1 rRNA gene is annotated in these 1,420 nt (G+C 54.2%); it reads left to right on the top strand.

Annotation, left to right across the window (positions count from 1 at the left end):
- The first annotated feature begins 65 nt into the window (after nt 1-65).
- Nucleotides 66-182, top strand: a 5S ribosomal RNA gene (gene rrf / locus FYJ65_RS09460).
- Nucleotides 183-1,420 lie beyond the last annotated feature (1,238 nt).

Here is a 1,420-nt window from a genome sequence, read left to right as displayed (position 1 = left end):
TTAGATGGCCAGTAGATATTATTCAGTTTTGAAGGCACAGCCTTCAAAAAAACAAATAAGGAAAATCCGGTGATTATAGCAGAGAGGATACACCTGTTCCCATCCCGAACACAGAAGTTAAGCTCTCCAGCGCTGAAGATACTTGGCGGGAAGCTGCCTGGGAAATTAGGAAGTCGCCGGTTTTTTCTTTTTTTTGGTTCTTCACTTTTTTCTCGGGGATTTTAATAAAAGAACAAACCTGCACCGTTCAGCAACAGCTTGACTATGAGCCTCGAAGAGCATGCAATTAGGCTGCCGCCAGGTGACACGTCGCGGATCCTCCGCTCGTGCCAGCCTGGCTGGCCCAGCCTAGCATGCTTTTGCTCATTGTCAAGCTGAGATTGCTTTCCGGATGCAGGTTCTTTCATTCTTGGGCGCCGGCGGGCCGGGAAAATCTTGAGCATGTTGGCGTGTCCTGACGGAGGACCAAGGGTTTGCGGGCATGTCCACGCCAACACGCTCATGTCCATCATTAAGAAAAGAATGTTTACCTTATACAAAAGGCAATCCCCGAGGAAAAAGTGAAGACACAAATATGTGAATGATGAAGGAACAGCACCGAGCCTTGCGGCCGGCGCTGTTCCTTTCCTTATGTGTGGAGAGGAAGGGAAACGGCCGTGCCGTTTCCCACCTCATCCCATCCGGACTGACAGACGTGGTGCCTCCGGACGAAGGAACAAGGGTTTGCGGGCAGTGAAGTACCACGTTCCAGCCGCCGGCGGCCCATCCGGCCCGATAAACGTGGTGCTTCCGGACGAAGGAATAAGGGTTTGCGGGCGGTGAGGTACCACGCCCCATCGCGGCCGGCGGCCCTAGAGCTGAAAGACGTGGTGCCTCCGGACGAAGGAATAAGGGCTTGCGGGCAGTGAAGCACCACGCCCCATCGCGGCCGGCGGCCCTAGAGCTGAAAGACGTGGTGCCTCCGGACGAAGGAATAAGGGCTTGCGGGCGGTGAAGCACCACGCCTCCGCCGCCGGAGGCCCATCCGGCCCGACAGACGTGGTGCTTCCGGACGAAGGAACAAGGGTTTGCGGGTGGTGAAGTACCACGTCCCAGCCGCCGAAGGCCCATCCGGACCGCTAGACGTGGTGTCTCCGGACGAAGGAATAAGGGTTTGCGGGTAGTGAGGTACCACGCTCCATCGCGGCCGGCGCCCCTAGAACCGACAGACGTGGTGCCTCCGGACGAAGGAACAAGATAATATGAAATGACCTCACATTTGTAATATCGTGGATTCGCCACTATACTGTAATTGACGACTAAATCAATAGACAGTGGTTTACCACATACAAAAGGAGGTCATTTATGAATAGAATACTAAAAATCGGAATGGATGTCCATAGCACCAGCTACACTTTATGTGCAATGGAGCCCGTGCTTG

Source organism: Mogibacterium kristiansenii (genome assembly GCF_009695905.1).
In the GTDB taxonomy this organism is placed as follows: Bacteria; Bacillota; Clostridia; order Peptostreptococcales; family Anaerovoracaceae; genus Mogibacterium_A; species Mogibacterium_A kristiansenii.
Note: the sequence above shows the minus strand (reverse complement) of the source record. Positions and strands in the feature narration are given on the sequence as shown.